This window comes from Azospirillum doebereinerae (assembly GCF_003989665.1).
GTDB classification, from domain to species: domain Bacteria; phylum Pseudomonadota; class Alphaproteobacteria; order Azospirillales; family Azospirillaceae; genus Azospirillum; species Azospirillum doebereinerae.
In genome coordinates this window covers 42,815-55,289 of record NZ_RZIJ01000027.1, presented here as the reverse complement: position 1 = coordinate 55,289, position 12,475 = coordinate 42,815, and the positions used below count along the sequence as shown (strand labels likewise).

At 69.9% G+C, this 12,475-nt stretch carries 12 protein-coding genes; 3 read left to right on the top strand and 9 right to left on the bottom strand.

The annotated features are described in order from the left end of the window. Positions 1 to 31 precede the first annotated feature (31 nt). The 6 genes from EJ913_RS25675 to EJ913_RS25650 form a co-directional block, all read right to left on the bottom strand. Positions 32 to 406 (bottom strand): hypothetical protein, encoded by a 375-nt coding sequence (locus EJ913_RS25675; RefSeq protein WP_127003304.1) that lies wholly within the window; start codon positions 404 to 406, stop codon positions 32 to 34. 182 nt (positions 407 to 588) lie between these two features. Then, positions 589 to 1,743 (bottom strand): iron-containing alcohol dehydrogenase, encoded by a 1,155-nt coding sequence (locus EJ913_RS25670; RefSeq protein ID WP_127003302.1) that lies wholly within the window; start codon positions 1,741 to 1,743, stop codon positions 589 to 591. A 28-nt stretch (positions 1,744 to 1,771) separates the two neighbouring features. Then, on the bottom strand, positions 1,772 to 2,218 hold the full coding sequence (locus tag EJ913_RS25665; RefSeq protein ID WP_127003300.1) for an acyl-CoA thioesterase: 447 nt from the start codon (positions 2,216 to 2,218) through the stop codon (positions 1,772 to 1,774). 79 nt (positions 2,219 to 2,297) lie between these two features. Then, positions 2,298 to 3,500 carry an acetyl-CoA C-acyltransferase gene (locus EJ913_RS25660; RefSeq protein WP_127003298.1) on the bottom strand — a complete coding sequence of 401 codons (1,203 nt, stop codon included), beginning with the start codon at positions 3,498 to 3,500 and terminating at the stop codon, positions 2,298 to 2,300. Between the two features lie 26 nt (positions 3,501 to 3,526). Continuing rightward, positions 3,527 to 4,447: an SDR family NAD(P)-dependent oxidoreductase gene (locus tag EJ913_RS25655; RefSeq protein WP_127003296.1), complete on the bottom strand. Its 921-nt coding sequence runs from the start codon at positions 4,445 to 4,447 to the stop codon at positions 3,527 to 3,529. Next, positions 4,444 to 4,926, bottom strand: coding sequence for a MaoC family dehydratase (locus EJ913_RS25650; RefSeq protein ID WP_127003294.1), 483 nt, complete (start codon positions 4,924 to 4,926; stop codon positions 4,444 to 4,446). Before EJ913_RS25650 ends, EJ913_RS25655 begins: the two co-directional genes overlap by 4 nt. A 235-nt stretch (positions 4,927 to 5,161) precedes the next feature. On the opposite strand from EJ913_RS25650, the gene EJ913_RS25645 reads away from it, so the two are divergent. After that, positions 5,162 to 5,803 carry a TetR/AcrR family transcriptional regulator gene (locus EJ913_RS25645; protein ID WP_127003292.1) on the top strand — a complete coding sequence of 214 codons (642 nt, stop codon included), beginning with the start codon at positions 5,162 to 5,164 and terminating at the stop codon, positions 5,801 to 5,803. 74 nt (positions 5,804 to 5,877) lie between these two features. Here the strand turns inward: EJ913_RS25645 and EJ913_RS25640 are convergent, their stop codons facing one another. Next, positions 5,878 to 7,479, bottom strand: a complete 1,602-nt coding sequence (locus EJ913_RS25640) for an AMP-binding protein (RefSeq protein ID WP_244939488.1) — start codon at positions 7,477 to 7,479, stop codon at positions 5,878 to 5,880. Between the two features lie 203 nt (positions 7,480 to 7,682). Between EJ913_RS25640 and EJ913_RS25635 the strand changes: the two genes are divergently transcribed. Both EJ913_RS25635 and EJ913_RS25630 read left to right on the top strand, forming a co-directional pair. After that, positions 7,683 to 8,420, top strand: a complete 738-nt coding sequence (locus EJ913_RS25635; protein ID WP_127003288.1) for an enoyl-CoA hydratase/isomerase family protein — start codon at positions 7,683 to 7,685, stop codon at positions 8,418 to 8,420. A gap of 58 nt (positions 8,421 to 8,478) precedes the next feature. Continuing rightward, on the top strand, positions 8,479 to 9,705 hold the full coding sequence (locus EJ913_RS25630) for an ABC transporter substrate-binding protein (RefSeq protein ID WP_127003286.1): 1,227 nt from the start codon (positions 8,479 to 8,481) through the stop codon (positions 9,703 to 9,705). Here the strand turns inward: EJ913_RS25630 and EJ913_RS25625 are convergent. Further along, positions 9,664 to 10,998 (bottom strand): glycoside hydrolase family 3 N-terminal domain-containing protein, encoded by a 1,335-nt coding sequence (locus EJ913_RS25625; protein WP_127003284.1) that lies wholly within the window; start codon positions 10,996 to 10,998, stop codon positions 9,664 to 9,666. The two genes, EJ913_RS25630 and EJ913_RS25625, sit on opposite strands and share 42 nt — an antisense overlap. A gap of 26 nt (positions 10,999 to 11,024) precedes the next feature. Further along, entirely contained in the window at positions 11,025 to 12,377 is a 1,353-nt protein-coding gene (creD, locus tag EJ913_RS25620; protein WP_127003282.1) for a cell envelope integrity protein CreD, read from the bottom strand. Positions 12,378 to 12,475 lie beyond the last annotated feature (98 nt).

Here is a 12,475-nt window from a genome sequence, read left to right as displayed (position 1 = left end):
TCCCGAGACTGGCCGATGGATGGAGTGGCGGTCAGAACGGCTTGACGGCCATCAGATAGGAAGCCACCAGCAGCATGACCACCTGGATCGCGACGGCGCCGGCCACCGTCTTGCGGCTCCCCGCGATCACCGCCCGCTTGGCCATGCCCCCGGCCACCCCATGCCCCGCGACGGCGGCGAGGCCCAGATAGGGGAACAGCATCGACGCCCACGGCCCCGCGAAGGTCACCGCGAGGCCGGTCAGCCCCGCGATCCCGGTGGAGGCCATCGCCGCGACGTACAGCCCCTTCCGGCGGGCCGTCAGGCCGGGGGCGGCGCCGCGCAACGCCCCGAAGGCCCAGACCAGCGTGCCGAGAATCGCCAGCACGGCGGTGAGCCGGTGCAGCATCATGGCAACGTCGTACATGAACATCCCCTCTCGTCTCTGCTATCGGGTCCAACCGGACCGAACGAGCGGGGACCCTACCCTTTTGCGTTCCAGGCGTCGCGCACGATAACGCCGACGGCCTTCAATCGACGCCTTGCCCACCCCTCCACGTGACAACGGAAAAGACGGGTGGGGAGGAAACGTCGCCGCAGTCTTTGGTCTCAGTACGCCTGCCCGTAGATCGCCAGGGCGTCGTCGTAGGACACCTCGCGCGGGTTGTTGATCAGCAGCCGTTGCACCTTCATGGCGTCGGCGGCCAGCATGGGCAGATCCTCGCGCCGCACCCCGACCTCCTCCAGCCGCTGCTCCATCGGCATGGCGGCAACCAGATCCCGCATGGCGCCGATGAAGCCCACCGCCGCCTCGGCCGGGGTGGCGAAGGAGCGGCCGGGCAGGATCGCCGGGGCGAGTTCGGCGTAGAGCGTTTCGGCGGCCGGGCGGTTGAACTCCAGCACCGGAAGCAGCACCAGCGCGTTGCTCAGGCCGTGCGGCACATGGAAATGGCCGCCCAGCGGATAGGCCAGGGCGTGGACCGCCCCGACCGGCGCGTTGGCGAAGGCGATGCCGGCCAGCAGCGAGCCCTGGAGCATCGCCGCGCGGGCGGCGACGTTCCGCCCGTCCTCGATCACGGTGCGGATGTTGGCGCCCAGCAGGCTCAGCGCCCGCAGCGCGAGGCTGTCGGACAGCGGGTTCTTCTTGTGGCGGGTGGTGTAGGCCTCGATGGCGTGGACCATCGCGTCGATGCCGGTCATCGCGGTGACGCGCGGCGGCAACCCCAGCGTCAGACGGGCGTCCAGCACCGCCAGATCGGGGTAGAGCAGGCTGGAGACGACGCCCTTCTTCTCGCTGGTCGGCGTGGTGACGATGGCGATGGGCGTCACCTCCGACCCGGTGCCGGCGGTGGTCGGCACCTGGATCAACGGCAGGCGCGGCCCCTTGGCAAGGCCGATGCCGTAGATGTCCGGCAGATCCTGCGGCGTGCCGGCCAGCAGGGCGACCAGCTTCGCGGTGTCCAGCGAACTGCCGCCACCGAAACCGATCACGCCGTCGGCACCGGCGTCGCGCGCCGCCTGGACCGCCAGCGCGACCGACGCCTCGGGCGGGTCGGCCAGCACGTCGGAGAACAGGACGCAGGCGGAGCCCGCCGCCGCGAATCCGGCCTGGACCGGTTCCAGCAGCCCGGCGGCCACCAGCCCGGCGTCGGTGACGATCAGGGCGCGGCGGATGCCCAGCGCCTTCGCCATCTCGCCCAGCCGGGCCGCCGCCCCCGCCTCGCACACCAGCTTCGGGGTGGTCTCGAAAACGAAGTCCGTCATGTCTCTGGTCCTCGACGAGAAAGGGGGATCAGGCGGTTTGGGCGGGCGCGACCAGCCGTTCGAGCACGGCGCGAAGGGGAGCCGGCAGCGGCGCCGGACGGCGCGTCTCGCGGTCGACGTAGACATGCACGAAATGGCCGCAGGCCGCCGGGGTGGGATCGTCGTTGCGGAACAGCCCGACCTCGTAGCGGACGCTGCTGGTGCCCAGCCGCGCCACCCGCAGCCCGGCCTCGACCCGGTCGGGGAAGGTCACCGGCGCGTAGTAGCTGCACCCGGTGTCCACCACCAGCCCGATCACCGGGCTGGCCGCGATGTCGAGCGCGCCGGTCTCGATCAGGTACTGGTTCACCACCGTGTCGAAATAGCTGTAATAGACCACGTTGTTGACGTGGCCGTAGGCGTCGTTGTCCATCCAGCGGGTCGGGACCCTCTGGAAATGCGGGTAGCCGTCGCGGGTGTCGTTCTTGCGGTCCATGCGTGGATGTCCTCCCTGTTGATTCGTGGTTTCCGGAAACTTACCCTGCTTCCCTTCGGTCAGGGATGACATGGGCTGTTCAGGCGATGTCGAACAGACCGGCCGCGCCCATGCCGCCGCCGACGCACATGGTGACGACGACGTGGCGCACGCCCCGGCGCCGGCCCTCGATCAGGGCGTGCCCGACCAACCGGGCGCCCGACATGCCGTAGGGATGGCCGACCGCGATGGCGCCGCCGTTGACGTTCAGCCGCTCGTCGGGAATGCCGAGCCGGTCGCGGCAATGGATCACCTGCGCGGCGAAGGCCTCGTTGAGTTCCCACAGCCCGATGTCGTCGACGGTCAGGCCGTGCCGCTTCAGCAGCTTCGGCACCGAGTGGACCGGGCCGACGCCCATCTCGTCCGGGTCGCAGCCGGCGACCGCGATTCCCCGGTAGACGCCCAGCGGACGCAAGCCCCGCCGCTCGGCCTCCCCCGCCTCCATCAGGACGCTGGCCGAGGCGCCGTCCGAGAGCTGGGAGGCGTTGCCGGCGGTGACGAAACGCCCCTCGCGGATGCGCTGGCCGTCGCGGAACACCGGTTTCAGCGCCGACAGCCCGGCCAGCGTGGTGTCGGGCCGGTTGCTCTCGTCGCGCTCCAGCGTGACCGCGTGGTCGGTGGCCGCGCCGGTCGCCTTGTCGTAACGCTTCATGGTCGTCGTCACCGGCACGATCTCGTCGTCGAAGCGCCCGGCCGCCTGCGCCTGCGCGGTCCGCGCCTGGGAGCGGGCGGCGTAGGCGTCCTGCGCCTCGCGCGACACGCCGTAGCGCGCCGCCACGATCTCCGCCGTCTCGATCATCGCCATGTAGACGTCGGGTCGGTGCTCGACCAGCCAGGGGTCGCGCCAGCGCTCCACGTTCATGCGGTCGGTCTGCACCAGCGACAGCGATTCCAGCCCGCCGCCGACCGCGACGGTCATGCCGTCGACGACGATCTGCTTGGCGGCGATGGCGATGGCCATCAGCCCCGACGCGCATTGCCGGTCCACCGACTGCGCCGCCACCGAGGTCGGCAGCCCGGCGCGCAGCGCGCATTGGCGGGCCATGTTCATGTGGGTGGCGCCCTGCTGCAACGCCGCCCCCATCACCACGTCGTCGATCTCGGCGGGATGGATTCCGGCGCGGGCGACGGCGTGGGCGATGGCGTGGCCGCCCAGCGCCTGCGCCTGGGTGTCGTTGAAGGCCCCCCGGTAGGCCTTGCCGATGGGGGTGCGGGCGGTCGACACGATGACGGCTTCTCTCACCGTTTTTCTCCCCTTCTTGAACCGGCTCAGCCGGCGGCGTCCGCCGCGCGCTTCAGGATGCGGTCGACATGGGTCAGGCCGGCGTCGACCTCGTGCTGGCGGTCGAGCGTCGCGATGTCGGCGAAGCGGGCGGCCACGGCCTCCGGCGTCCGCTCGCCCTCGGGCAGGTAGACGCCGTCCGATTCGACGATGGCGAGCCGGGCGTAGGTGCCGGCGCCGGCCAGGATCACCGTGCGGCTCGGTGCCTGCTCCGACACCAGGAACAGCGCCGCCGGGGTGACGAAGTCCGGGTTCAGCCGCGCCAGCGCCGTCTCGTCGAGGATGTCCGAGGTCATGCGGGTCGCCGCCGTGGGGGCGACGGCGTTGACGTGGATGCCGTTGCGGATGCCCTCCAGATGCAGGACGTTCATCAGCCCGACCAGCCCGGCCTTCGCCGCGCCGTAGTTCGACTGGCCGAAATTGCCGTAGACGCCCGACGTCGAGGTCGTCATCAGGATGCGGCCATAATTCTGCGCCCGCATGATCGGCCAGACGGCGTGGGTGACGTTGGCCGCCCCCATCAGATGCACGTCCACCACCGACCGGAAATCCTCCAGTTCCATCTTGGCGAAGCTCTTGTCGCGCAGGATGCCGGCGTTGTTGATCAGGATGTCGATGCGGCCCCACAGCCCGTGGACGCGCCCGACCATCGCCGCGACCTGCGCGGCGTCGGTGACGTTCGCCCCGTCGGCGACGGCCTCGCCGCCCCGGCTGCGGATTTCCTCCACCACCGTCTCGGCCGCGCCCGAGGCGCCCCGGCCGTCGCGCCCGCCGCCCAGGTCGTTGACCACCACCTTGGCGCCGCGCGCCGCCAGTTCCAGCGCGTAGCCGCGTCCCAGGCCGTTCCCCGCCCCGGTGACGATGGCGACGCGCCCGTCGAATCGGATGCCGTCGGGTTGAGTGCTCATGCTGCTTCCACCTGTTCTTCCAGTAGGGTCAGGATGATCCAGTCGGCGGCCAACGCCGGCTTGCCGCCGCCCTCGACCTCGACCGTCACGGCGTAGCGCGCCACCAGTTCCCGCTCCGACCGGCGGTCCGCCCCGCTCAGGACGAAGCGGGCGCGGACCCGCGCGCCGGACTTGACCGGGGCGAGGAAGCGGACGCGGTCGAAACCGTAGTTGATAACCATCGCCTGTCCGGCGATCTCGGGCAAGACGCCCTCCCCCATCGCGGTCAGCAGCGACAGCGACAGGAAGCCGTGGGCGATGGTGCCGCCGAAGGGGCTGTCCCGGCGGGCGCGCTCGGGGTCGACGTGGATGAACTGGTGGTCGTCGATGACGTCGGCGAAGGAGTCGATGCGCGCCTGGTCGATGGCGAACCAGCGCGACACGCCGATCTCGCCGCCGACGCGCCGTTCCAGCTCCCCGACGGGAATGCGTGCGGTCATGGGGCGTCTTCCCGTTCATTGGGTGCGGCCACCGGGTGCGGCCGCCACCGAGTTTGCTTGCGTTGCGCACAAATAACATACCAAGTAGTATGTGAGCCTGCCCGCGCTGTCCAGGCAGAAATGTTGCCTGCCGGATGGATTGGTCCTAGCTTCGCGGAACCGGCCGGTGCCGTGGCGGGACGATGCGGGCGAAACGGGTTGATCGCCGACGAACGAATCGAGTTGGAACTGGACGATGAGTAGCGAAAAGAACCCGCTGTCACCCCGCATCGACAAGAACGGCAACCTCGACATCCTGATCGCCGCCGCCGAATGCTTCATGGAGCAGGGCTATCACGCGGCGAGCATCGACGACGTGGCGCGGCGTCTGGGCTCCACGAAGGGCCGCATCTATCATTACTACCGCTCGAAGACGGAACTGTTCTTCGACGTCCACCGCGAGGGGATGCGGCGCAACTTCGAGGCGGTCACCCCGGTGATGAAGGGGCCGGAACCGGCGGCGCAACGCCTCAGCGCCATGTTCCGCCGGCACGCCCTGTCGATGATGGAGAATCTCGCCCTGGAGGCGGTGGTCGTGCAGGGTGTGGAGATGCACCGTTTCAGCGCCACCACCCCCGAGCAGCGCCGCACGCTGGCCGAGTTGATGACCGTGCGGAACGACTTCGAGAGCCTGTTCAAGCGGGTCGCCTACGAGGGGGTCGAGGACGGCACGATCCGCACCAGCGACGTGTCGGTGGCGGTCAAGGTGGCGCTGGGCGCCATCAACTGGCTGTCGATCTGGTACCGCCCCCGCCCGTCCGAGACCCGCGACGACCGCGAGATCCTCGCCGACAAGATCGTGGAGTCGATCATGCAGGGGCTGAACGCGCCGGGGTGACTGGGGAGTTCTGAAAGCCCTTCTTCCCTTGTGGGAGGAGGGCTTTCAACCGGGATCGTAAACTCAACCGCCTCTTACCCAAGCCTTTCGCGCTTGAGCCGGATGCCCGCCGCCTCGCGGTCCCAGCAATCCTCGGTCAGCCCATCCGCCCGCAGCGTGTGCTTCTGGAGCTTGCCGCTGGCCGTCTTGGGCAATTCCTCCACCACGCGGACGTAGCGCGGCACCATGTAATGCGCCACGCGCGCGGCCAGGAAGCCGACCAGTTCCGCCGGATCGATGACCAGACCGGGAACCGGAGCGACGACGGCCAGCACCTCGTCCTCGCCGACCTCGCTGGGAACGGCGACGGTCACCGCCTCGCGCACGGCCGGGTGGGCGCAGATCTCCGCCTCCAACTCGAAGGACGAGATGTTCTCGCCCCGGCGGCGGATCACGTCCTTCAGGCGGTCGACGAAGAAGAAGCGCCCGTCCGCCTCCATGCGGAAGGCGTCGCCGGTGTGGAACCAGCCGTTGCGCGTGGCCGCCAGCGTGGCCTCCGGGTTGCGGTAATAGCCCGAACCGAGCGCCCAGGGCCGGTGGGAACGAATGATCAACTCACCAACGCTGCCCGGCGGCAGCTCCGCGTCGTTGGAATCCACCACGCGCAGTTCGAAGCAGGGGCGCGGACGGCCGCACAGGCCGGGCACCATGTCGTCCGGGCCGGCCGTCAGCGGGCTGGCGATCTCGGTCATGTTGTAGACGGTGTAAAGGGCGACGCCGAAGCGGGCGCCGAACCGGGGGGCATCCTCGCCGAAGGGAACGATGAAAACCTTCTTGAGGGTATGGTCGCGGTCCCGCGCGGTCGGCGGCGCCTTCAGCAGGAAGTTCGCCATGATGCCCAGCAGCAGGACCACCGTGCTGCCGGTGTCGCGGATCGAGTCCCAGAAATCCGCCGTGCGGAACTCCGGAACCATCGCCATGGAGCCGCCCTTGCCCAGCATGCAATAGACGTAAAGCGTGCTGCCGCAATGGAAAATCGGCCCGGCGATCATGCAGCGGTCGTCCGCCGAGATGCTCGTGAAGGCGTCCGGCCCCATCGTGTAAATCTGCACGTAGGAGGTCACGACGCCCTTGGCCGCCCCCGTGGTGCCCGACGAATACATGATCGCGTGGGGGTCCCAGGGCTGGATCGGCCGCTCAAGCTCCAGGCTCAGGTCCGACTCGGCCGGCGCGTCGGTCAGGGGCGCGATCGCGACTCCAGGCAGTTCGGGCAACTCCGAGTCCGCCGTGCCGACGGTCAGGATTTTCGCCAGCGGTCCCCGGTCGATCTCCGCCAGACGGCCGACCAGGGCGGCGTGGGCGATGAGGATCGAAGCCCCGGCGTTGTCCAGCGTGTGCGCCAACGGGCGGCCCCGGCTGGCCGTGTTGAGCGGCACATAGACCGCGCCAAGATAGTTGATGGCGAACCACGCGGTCAGCAGATCCGGCCCGTTCCCCATCCAGCACAGGACGTGGTCGCCCTGGCGGACACCCTGCGCCCGCAGGGCGGCGGCGCGGCGGCGGACGCGCTCCAGCGTTTCCCGGTAGCTCCAGGTCTCGCCCCGCCAGAAGGTGACGAACACCGCGTCGGGCTGCCGCCCCGCCTGCCCTTCCAGAAGATTGCGCAGCACGCATTCGTCCGCCGTGGGGATCCTCACCCAATCATCGCCGTGCATCGCCAAAACCCCTCTCTCTTCGTCCAACCCTTGGCGTCCTGCCATTGAGCCGCCCGCACCCGGCGGGGGCCGTCCTTCGTATGTTTGCACCACCAACCAAACCATTGCAACATACTCAGTAGAATGTTAGGCAAACGGAACCGGCGCGAACGGTCGCCGGGTCGGCAGGGAAAGGAGCGAACGGGATGAGCCTTGTTTCGATCGAGCAGACGGACGGGGTGGCGCTGGTCCGCTACGACCGGGGCGGGCGCGCCAACGCCCTGAACGCGGCGGCGATGGAGGCGCTGACGGAGACCGCCCACCGTCTGCGCGCCGACACCGCCGCGCGGGCGGTGGTGCTGACCGGCACCGCGACGGTGTTTTCCGGCGGCCTCGACCTGTCCGACCCGCTTCTCTGGCCGACCGGCGGGGATGCGCTGGAGCGGCACGCCGCCGTCGAACGCGGCCGCGCCCTGTGCGACGCCTGGGCCGCCCTGCCCCAACTCACCATCGCCGCCATCGAAGGGCCGGCCATCGGCGGCGGCGGCGTGCTGGCGATGGCCCTGGATCTGCGGGTCTTCGGAAAGGCCGCGCATCTGCGCCTGCCGGAGGCCCGGCTGGGCTTCAACCTCGCCTGGGGCGGGCTGCCGCGTCTGGTGTCGCTGATCGGCCCGGCGCGGGCCAAGCGCCTGCTGTTCACCGACCTGCGGGTCGATTCGGCGCTGGCGCTGGACTGGGGGCTGGCCGACCTCGTCGCCGGGGACGGCGCCGTGGTCGATGAAAGCCTGCGGCTGGCGCGCGAGGCGGCGGCGGTCCCGCCGCTGGCCCTGCGCATGACCAAGCGCGCCATCGACGCCCAGACCGACCAGACGCGGCTGGCCCACGGCGACAGCGACCAGTTCCTGCTGGGCCGCCTGATCCGCGACGCCGCCAGGACGGCCTGACCCGCCGCCGCCAAAGCGTCACCGAACGAACCATCATCAGAACCGGGAGGACAAACCTATGAAGACGCTCAAGACGGCCCTGCTTGCGGGCTTGGCCGGCATCGCGCTGACGGGCGCGCTGGCCGGCGCGGCGCAGGCGCAGATCTCCGACAACGTCGTGAAGATCGCCGTGCTCGACGACATGACGGGCATCTACGCCGACCTCGCCGGGCGCGGCTCGGTGGTCGCCGCGCAGATGGCGGTGGAGGATTTCGGCGGCACGGTCAAGGGCGCGCCGGTCCAGGTCGTCTTCGCCGACCACCAGAACAAGGCGGACATCGCCGCCAGCGTCTCGCGCCAGTGGATCGACCGGGAGCAGGTCGACGTGATCGTCGACGTCGGCAACTCCGCCGCCGCGCTGGCGGTGCAGGAGGTGACGCGGGAGACCGGCCGGGTCCACCTGAACTCCACCGCCGGCACCACCGAGCTGACCAACGAGAAATGCTCCCCCACCGGCGTGCACTGGACCTACGACACCTACGCGCTCGCCAACGGCGCCGGCCGCGCGCTGACCCAGCAGGGCAACAGGAAATGGTTCTTCATCACCGCCGACTACACCTTCGGCCGCAGCCTTGAGACCAACACGGCCAACGCGGTGAAGAAGGCCGGCGGGGAGGTCCTGGGGACGGTCCGGGCGCCGGTCGCCACGCCGGACTTCTCCTCCTTCCTGCTCCAGGCGCAGTCGTCGGGGGCGCAGGTGGTGGCGCTGGCCAACGCGGGCGGCGACTTCGTCAACGCGGTCAAGCAGGCCAACGAGTTCGGCCTGACCCAGGGCGGGCAGAAGATGGTCGGCATGCTGGTCTTCCTGACCGACATCGACAGCCTCGGCCTCGACGTGACCAAGGGGATGATCATCACCACCGGCTGGTACTGGGACACCGACGACCGGACGCGCGAGTTCGCCAGGCGCTTCGGGCAGCGGCACGAGGGCAAGATGCCGACCATGGCGCAGGCCGGCGTCTACTCGGCCGTGCTGAACTACCTGAAAGCCATCGACTCCACCGGCACCGACAAGGGGCTGACCGTGGTGGACCGGCTCAAATCCGTGCCCATCGAGGACATGTTCGCCCGCAACGGCAAGGTCCGCGCCGATGGCCGCATGGTCCACGACATGCATCTCGTCGAGGTCAAGAGCCCGGCCGAATCCAAGGGCCGCTGGGACTATTACAAGATCCTCAGCACCATCCCCGGCGACGACGCCTTCCTACCGCTGTCCGAAAGCAAGTGCCCTCTCGTGAAGGGCTGAGTCGCCGAGCGCCGAGGCCGGTCCGCCGGCGGACGGCTCCCGCCGCAGGCGTTCGCGGCTGGCGGCCAGCGCCGCCGGGTCGAGGGCGCCGCGCCGGCCGGATTCCAGCGCGCAGGCCATGGCGCGGTAGAACTGCCGGCCGTCGAAGGCGACCAGCAGCAGATCGACTCCGGCGTTGAGCGCCTCCTCGACGGCCCGGCACAGCCCGTACTGGTAGACGGGCGTCATCACCAGATCGTCCGTGACGACGAGGCCGTCATAGCCCCAGTCCCGGCGCAGCAGCCCGTCGATCACGCGGCGCGAATGGGAGGCCGGGCGGTCGGGGTCGACCGCGCCCAGCACCACATGGCCGACCATCAGGAGTGCCTGCGGGTTCTCCGCGAGCACGCGGCGGAACGGCCGCCAGTCCGTCGCCTCCAGCGTCTCCCGGGAATCGGGCAGGACGGCGCGGAAGTGATGGGTGTCCGAGGCGACGCGGCCGAGGCCGGGGAAATGCTTGAGCGTCGGGTGGATTCCGGCCTCGGCCAGCCCCCCGGCGTAGGCGGCGGCCACCTCCCCCACCACGGCCGGATCGCTGGAGATCGCCCGCTTGGCGATCAGGCTGTTGAAGTCCAGCGGGTTGGACGGGCGGTCGACCCGCAGGTCGAGCACCGGCGCGAAGTTGATCGTCACGCCGAGCGAGGCCAGATCGCGCCCCTGCTCGGCCCCCAGCCGGCGGGCGGCGGCGCGGCGTTCGGCGGGCGGCAGCTCGGCCAGCGCGGCGGGGGCGGGGCGTTGCGGCAACCAGGGCGACAGCCTGGACACGATCCCGCCCTCCTGGTCGGCCGCCACCCGCAGCGGCGGCAGTCCGGCGCGGCGCCGGATCTCCTGCAGACGGCCGATCTCGTCGCGCAGCTCCTCGGCGGAGCGGCCCTTCAGGTTGCGCCGCGAGACGAAGACACCGCCGATCAACCCGCGCGCGGCCAGAACCTCGACCTCCTCGAACCGCGTGTAGCCGACGATGAAGCGCGAACCAAGCTCCGCCGCCAGAGGCCCCCGCGCCGCGAGGACGGACGCCTTGCGCGTCTGGTACACGCCCTCCGCGCCCAAGGCCGACAGCGACACCGCCGCCCAGAGCAGCGCAAGCAACGGGCGGCGGGGAGCGCCTCGCAGATGGACCAGCAGGCCGCCCAGCCCGGCCAGGGCCAGCACCGGCACCGACCAGCCCCGCACCGGCGTCATGTAGGGGTCGTGGGCGTTGGCGCCGGCGAAGGCCAGCGCCAGACCGCACGGCCACCACAGCGCAATCTTCAAGGACGGGGGCTTTACGAACCGGGCTCTCACGATTCCTCCGCCCGCCAGTCGATGCGCTGGGTGACCGCCATGACCGCCGACAGCACCACGAACAGCGCGACCGACCCCGCCAGCAGCGCGTAGGTTTCCATGCTGAGCAGCACGTAGAGGAAGCCGAACAGGGTGGACAGCACGGCGCCGAAGATCACGGTGGGCAGTGCGCGCCGGGTGACGGCGGCGGTGTAGAGCGTCGCCTGGGTCAGGACCAGCGCCGTGCTGATCCCATAGCCGGCGGCGTAGCCTAGCGGCTCGGCGAAGGACACCAGCAGGAGGTTGAACAGCGTCATCGACAGCCCGAGCAGCCCGTACTGCACATTGTGGATCCGCACGGTGGAAAGCAGTTCGAACAGCGCGTAGACGGTGAAGGACAGGACGACGAAGAGGATCGTGTATTTCGAGGCACGGTTGATCATCCGGTAGGTGGGGACCGCCTCCAGCAGATCGACGCCGACCGACTCGCAGTCCTGGAGCGAAACGTTCTCCGACAGCGTGCCCGTGCTCCGGATCAGCCACTTGGCGTAATTCACGGTGAACCATTCCGCCTCGAAGCCATTGTCGCCGACACGCTGGCGCGACGGCAGCATCGTGCCCACGAAACTCGGCGTCGACCAGGGCGCCTTGATGATCGTCGTGCTCTCCCGTGCGTCCAGGATCTGCCGGAAGTCGCCGGTTCCGCGCAGCGTCACCATCGCCTTGAACGGGATGTCCGTCTCCGACGAGGGATCGGGGGGCATGTTTGGATTGGCGACGAGCACCGCCCCCTTGCAATCGGCGGAACTGCCGATCGCCTCGGCGCAACTGCGCCAAGGCAGCTTCACCCCGTTCCAGACGATGTGATCGTCGGTCGTCATGCCCCCCAGCTCCGTCGCCTGCATCATGACGACCGACTTCTTCCAGTCGATGGTGCTGCCCTCGCCGACGACCTGCTCGATGTTGGGCCAGAACGGGATCGAGACGCTGCCCGTCATCTCCACGGTCGCCGTATAGACGGTGGCGGAAAACAGGCCGCGCTTCTTCTGCTCGGGCACCAGCGTTACCTGCGTGGTCAGCTCCCGGGGGGCCAGCTTCAGGTAATACGGCCCACGGCCCGTGGCGGTGCGGTAGGGCACCGCCAGGGTCGGCGGGCGGACGACCTGCCTCAGCCCCCAGCTCCGCACGAACTCCTCCCGCAGCACGGATTGCCGCGCCTCGCGCTCCTCGACGATCCCCGCGATCGGCCAGCTCGCGGCCAGGGTCAGCAGCAGAAGCAGAATGATTTGCAGGAGCTTCAGGGACCAGCGTCGGCGGGGAACGGGTGGGGCCGGGGCTCTCGGCTTCGGGGGATCGGACGGCATGCTCATACGGGCTCTCCGCGTTGCGGGGTGTGGCCGGCGTTCCGCCAGGGGGCGGCGGACCGGGACCGGGTCATGCCCCACCGTGGCATCCCTCCGTGCCGTGG

What these genes read in the sequence shown, in the direction of transcription:
- EJ913_RS25675 (WP_127003304.1), bottom strand. Translation starts at nt 406, where the DNA reads ATGTACGACGTTGCCATGATGCTGCACCGGCTCACCGCCGTGCTGGCG.
- EJ913_RS25670 (WP_127003302.1), bottom strand. Translation starts at nt 1,743, where the DNA reads ATGACGGACTTCGTTTTCGAGACCACCCCGAAGCTGGTGTGCGAGGCG.
- EJ913_RS25665 (WP_127003300.1), bottom strand. Translation starts at nt 2,218, where the DNA reads ATGGACCGCAAGAACGACACCCGCGACGGCTACCCGCATTTCCAGAGG.
- EJ913_RS25655 (WP_127003296.1), bottom strand. Translation starts at nt 4,447, where the DNA reads ATGAGCACTCAACCCGACGGCATCCGATTCGACGGGCGCGTCGCCATC.
- EJ913_RS25650 (WP_127003294.1), bottom strand. Translation starts at nt 4,926, where the DNA reads ATGACCGCACGCATTCCCGTCGGGGAGCTGGAACGGCGCGTCGGCGGC.
- EJ913_RS25645 (WP_127003292.1), top strand. Translation starts at nt 5,162, where the DNA reads ATGAGTAGCGAAAAGAACCCGCTGTCACCCCGCATCGACAAGAACGGC.
- EJ913_RS25635 (WP_127003288.1), top strand. Translation starts at nt 7,683, where the DNA reads ATGAGCCTTGTTTCGATCGAGCAGACGGACGGGGTGGCGCTGGTCCGC.
- EJ913_RS25630 (WP_127003286.1), top strand. Translation starts at nt 8,479, where the DNA reads ATGAAGACGCTCAAGACGGCCCTGCTTGCGGGCTTGGCCGGCATCGCG.
- creD (WP_127003282.1), bottom strand. Translation starts at nt 12,377, where the DNA reads ATGAGCATGCCGTCCGATCCCCCGAAGCCGAGAGCCCCGGCCCCACCC.